The organism is Frisingicoccus sp., assembly GCA_016298055.1.
Lineage (GTDB): Bacteria > Bacillota > Clostridia > Lachnospirales > Lachnospiraceae > Frisingicoccus.
Window position 1 is genome coordinate 1 of sequence record JAEDDO010000117.1, and the last position, 5,471, is coordinate 5,471.

The window sequence follows — 5,471 nt, forward strand, 5'->3', positions numbered from 1 at the left end:
AAGCCACAAACTCCGTCCCCATTGGTCACCCATTGGTCAAATATTGTTTTAATGTTTTTTGAAGTTTTTCAATGTCCAACGGCTTGGACAAATGGGCATTCATACCGCTGGCCACAGATTGTCTCTGCTCTTCTGCAAAGGCATTCGCTGTCATGGCGATAATTGGTATAGTCTGGCTATCCGGATGGGAAAGTTTTCGGATCTGCCTTGTGGCTTCCAGTCCGTCCATATTCGGCATCATAATGTCCATAAGGATCATATCGTAATATCCCGGCGGGGATGCTTTCATCTTGTCCACGGCAATCTGACCATCGAAGGCAAGTTCAACCAGAATACCGTAATCTTCGAGAATTGTCTGAATGATCTCCTGATTCAGCTCATTATCTTCGGCAATAAGAATGCGTTTTCCTTTCAGATTGATTGTTTCTTCGGATGAAACTTCCTCATCCTGCGCCATGTGTGCCCATTTGAGGCGAAGTGTGAAACTGAATTTACTTCCTTTGCCCAATTCACTTTCAAGGTGAATGCTGCTTCCCATTAAATTCACTAACCGGTTACTGATCGCAAGACCAAGACCGGTTCCCTGTCGGTATACACCATCCTGGTTTTTAGCCTGTTCAAAACTGTGAAATACGACTTGCTGATCTTCCTCATTGATTCCGACACCATCGTCTGTTACGGCAAAATAAATTTCTGATGTTTCGTCATCATATTTTCTTTCGATTGCTTCAAATTCGATATTGCCGCCCTCATCGGTATATTTGATGGCATTTCCAAGGATATTGATCAGAACCTGACTCACTCTCAGTTCGTCCACCCAGAACCAGGAATGCTCCAATTCGATTTTTTCTGTATAGTGCATATGTTTCTCAGTAATCTTGGATTCAATCAGACTGTACAGACTATACAATTTCTTCTCGAAGTTCACTTTGGATTCCGTGATCTGCATTTTTCCGTTTTCAATTTTAGACATATCCAAAATATCATTGACAAGAGATAATAAATGCTGGGAAGATCCTCTGATCTTCTGCAGACAATCCATGCATCTCTCCTTTGACTGCCCCTCTTTCAAGGCAATTTCTGTCATACCGATAATACCGTTCATCGGTGTGCGGATCTCATGAGACATACGCGCAAGAAAATCCGCTTTGGCCTGAGCCGACAGATCGTGTTTTTCCTGATTGATCCTGTTCTGGATAACTGTCGCAAGCTCCCGGATCTCCTTCTTTTCTGCCGAATTTTCAAGCAGCTCTTCCGACAATCCGACAAAGAAGATCGTACCGGAATAATGTCCGTTATCGGTCATATTGACCCTAATTCCGGATTCATCCGATATAAACTCGCGAGACATCATCTTTTCATATATTCTGGCCTCTGCGTCCGGAATATCTTTCCAGGAATACTCCAGACTGTTGACCATATTTTCTTTGCTATATGAAGTAATAATCAGGTTCTCTAACATATACTGTCTCTGAAGTTTCACAGCAAGGATATCGAGAAGCACATAGATGGAACCGGCTCTGTCAAATAAATTCAGAGCGACTGAGACAAGTCCCATATTTTTTGTATATCCGATGGAAACGACGTCTTCAAACTCTGCCTTTGTCGCTATATCTTTCTCCGAATCGGACAATGCTTCATATCGGATCGTATCCATATATTTCTTTTCTGCCTGTTCCACAGCTATTTTACTGTATTCCATCAATGTCTGAATGTCGGTTTCATTATCTGTATGAACAAGCCCACAGGCAAAATTGAGCTTGATGATATCTCCATGGATCAGATTTGCAAATTTTTCTCTCACCCGATCCATGATTTTCTCTGCCTGATCTTCGTCTGTTCCCGGAAGCCATCCAGCGATCTCAGAATAACCGGCCCGCATCAGCACTTCATTCTGTATATCCGCATCCCCACATTCCTGACAAAGATATTCAGACAACTGTTCAAGTATAATATCCCCGAAAATCAAACCGTACTGTTCATTTAATGTATGGAACGACATAATCTTAAGCAGGAAAACAACACCTTCAGACGTTTGACTTTGCATCTCATGAACAAGACGCAGCCCTTCATGGATATGATAAAACTCTGTTACCGGATCGATCGTCTTCTTTTTTATCTGTTCCAATTCACGTTCTTTACGCAAATGGATATTGTGCAGATAACCGACGATCCTGTTGATCTCTCCTGCTTCGTCATAGGCGATGCTGGCAAAAAGTAAATACCATTCATACTCTTTATCCGGATGCTGCTTCATTCGGAACTCAATTTCAACCTTTGCCGCGCCTCCTTTAAATGCATGTTCCACCTGTATTTTGTCAAGAGGATGTACATAAAAATGTTCAAAGAAGGTTTTGTCCTCCGTACACTCCCAGTTACCATCCCATCCCTCTGTATTAACGATCTCCAGACGATGTTCCGGTTTACGATATGTAAAAAATATGTCCTGCGAACTTTCAATAGCAAGACGGTAACGCTCTTTTTCCTCAATCAAACGATTTTCCGTCTTTTTCTGGGCTTCGGTCACATCTTCCACTACCTGATGGAGTTCATCAATTTCCAGTATCTGCGAAGGCACAAATTGCCGGATCCCTTCCACACCACCACGAACACTGTTCATCAGACGATATACAGGCTTCATAACACCCCGGACAACAAAAATGATGACAACAAGTCCAAGCAGCGCACAGATGATAATACTTCCGATAATACCCTCATACAATTTATTTCCTGTCTCGAAAATAGAATTTTCCGTCACAAGCGCACATAATTGCCACTGTGTATCATCATAAGGAACATTATTACTGTATAGATTCAGAGGCATTGTCATTGCGTAAATATTCTGTTCCCCAACTTTCACATCATCCACCAGATACAATCCTTTGATCTGGTGTTCACTTAAAGTAAATGTCTCGCCCGACCCGGAAACATATTCATATAACATTCCTTTTCCGGTGACGGTTTTATACGTATTATTTTCCTGTTTTTTTACAAGAATATACCCTGCATTCAGATTTGAATCCAGTTCGCGGATATCCATGTAATCTCCAATACAGTTAAGAGAGATCTCTGTTCCGAGCACCCCATAAATGATCCCGTCATAGATCAACGGCAAAGAATAGGTGATCATTCGGTGACTGTCCATATAACTGTCTTCCAGGACAAAAGGCATCGACCAGTATCCAAGATTCACCATATCCGTATCTGTATGAGCTGCACCTGCCGTATAGGGTTCATAATAAAAATCATCGGCTTTTCTATTTCCTTTTCCCTCAAAATGAAAATTTTTTGACCACTGATTATCCAATGGTATCGATGCACTTCTTGCCAGATTTTTATTACCTCGCTCGATCAGCAAATCTGCATTGGTCGCCGTTTTCTTTGACGGATCCGAATCTCTGATAAAAAATCCGCAATAATCCGCCGCTTCCTCTACAGGCATCCTGTTCGCCAGGATCAAAAATCCTCCGGACACACTTTTTTGTTGTATGTCTGTAATCATACTCGGAAATATACGTTCCAGATATGCTTCCTGTGCATCTTTGTCATCCAGAAAATCATAGACTGTCATGTGACGTTCATCCAAAAGCTCTTTCAGCACGATCGAATATTCTTCACTCTCAACAGATAAGGTTCCCCATTCACCGACCATCGTATTCTGGAGGGCCATTTGTCTGTTGCTCAAAATATGCATGTCCGTCTCGACTGCATTGTTTTCCAATGTACCTTTAACGCCACTGAAAAAAATCATAGAAAGCAATAATACTCCCTGCATGACTACAATTCCGATCAAAGGAACCAGAAAAATATACAGCAGCCTTTTTTTCCGTTTTGGAGTATCACTCATTTCATGTCCCCCCATTCTTTATCTATTACTGTGTAAAACAAATGCATAAACCTATTTTACAGCATCATTTAATGCCTGACAAAAACTGTCATACCATGCATCAAAGGCTTCATCGGTGATGTATGGCGCAACAGCTTCTTCGCGGGAAGTACCGGCGGATACTGCCAGTTCAACAGCTTCTTTGTCTGCCTGTGCTTTATCGGAAAGATTATAATCCAGTACCTTTCTTGCACTGTAACCATTATCAAAACATGCAGATGTATAGAATGTGATATTATCAAAATTATTCATTGTGCTTTCCAGACAGGCATATGCTTTCGGATTAATTTCTATAGCATTGTCTTCAATGACCTTATCCAGAGCTTCCACTGTATTTGATTCTTTTAAAACCGGAAGATAGGCAGACTCACATACAAAACGAAGATTTTCTTCCTTTTGCGTAAACCATTTTAAGAAGACACTTGCGGCATATTCGTGCTGCTCGTCGGATTTTGTTACAGCCATACCCGCACCCTGCTGAACTTTATAATGTTCGCCGCCATCCATGATCGGAGCATCACATACAATAAAATCGATCGGATAGACATCATTTTCCCCTTCAACATTATCCGGGAAATACATAGATGAGGCCGCAGAACCTGTATATGCAAGAATATCTCCGGTCTTTACATCATCGGAACGGAATTTACCAAAAGCTGCAAAATATCCCTTCATATATGGCACATAATAATTATCCCATAAACGACGGATCTTATCTTTATCTGTATTTAATGTGACATTTCCATCGTTTACTTCAAAGAGATCTGTTCCCATCTGTTTCATTCCGATAATGAAATAATTAGACATAGAATCCCGTCCGTAAAATGCTTTTCCGTCATCCGGAACATCCGGAGTCTGTGCATCTGTCCATTCATAATAGAGCTGGGCAACTTTTATGACACCTTCCATCGTATTTAAGTCTTCTACTTCGGCACCTGTCTGTTCTGCAAACGGTTCCCAGTCTGTCTTATTGATCATCATGATCTCTGTTGATTTTGCTACCGGAAAAAGATACAGGGCACCGTCATTATTAAAATACCCCTCTTCAACGTAAGAATCTACATATGCAGCCAATTCATCTTCCGTAAAATATTGGGTCAGATCTGCAAGACCGACTTTTTTCTGTGTCGCATAAGCCGTATCGGCATAAGAAGAAAAAATATCCGGCATTTTCTCAGCTCCCACAACACCGTCCACCGAATCTGTAATGGCCTTCTCCAGGTCAAATACCGATCCCTGACTGTAACCTTTGACATAAATTCCCTGTTCTTTGCCGACAGTCGCATTAAATTCCTCTGTCAGAGCATCAAATGCAGCCTGAGGTATCCCATTATAATAATGCCATATTGTCAGCGAAATCGGATTATTCGGGTCAAGCTTTACACCTTTCTGCCCGGCATTTCCGCATCCTGTTAATGTTCCTGCCAGCACAGAAAGTGCAAGCATATTGATTAATACTCTCTTTTTCATATTCATCTTCCCCTGTATTTGTATTTTTTCTTAACAAAAGCCAGATTTCTCATTCAAATGAGAATTCCGGCTTTTCATATTCCTTCTAAACATTCTCGATCTGCCAGTCAATCGG

General features: G+C 41.3%; 2 protein-coding genes. Both read right to left on the reverse strand.

Annotation, left to right across the window (positions count from 1 at the left end; genetic code table 11):
• Window positions 1-25: 25 nt before the first annotated feature.
• The gene (locus QZZ35_RS08635) at window positions 26-3,847 is read right to left on the reverse strand and encodes a response regulator (protein WP_291237035.1); all 3,822 of its coding nucleotides are present in this window, start codon (window positions 3,845-3,847) and stop codon (window positions 26-28) included.
• Between the two features lie 51 nt (window positions 3,848-3,898).
• A complete protein-coding gene (locus tag QZZ35_RS08640) occupies window positions 3,899-5,356 on the reverse strand; it encodes an ABC transporter substrate-binding protein (RefSeq protein ID WP_291237036.1) in 1,458 nt (485 codons plus the stop codon).
• Between the last annotated feature and the right edge of the window lie 115 nt (window positions 5,357-5,471).

Bases quoted from the DNA above. Each gene is read 5' to 3' on its own strand.
- QZZ35_RS08635 (WP_291237035.1), bottom strand. From the start codon at position 3,847: ATGAGTGATACTCCAAAACGGAAAAAAAGGCTGCTGTATATTTTTCTG.
- QZZ35_RS08640 (WP_291237036.1), bottom strand. From the start codon at position 5,356: ATGAAAAAGAGAGTATTAATCAATATGCTTGCACTTTCTGTGCTGGCA.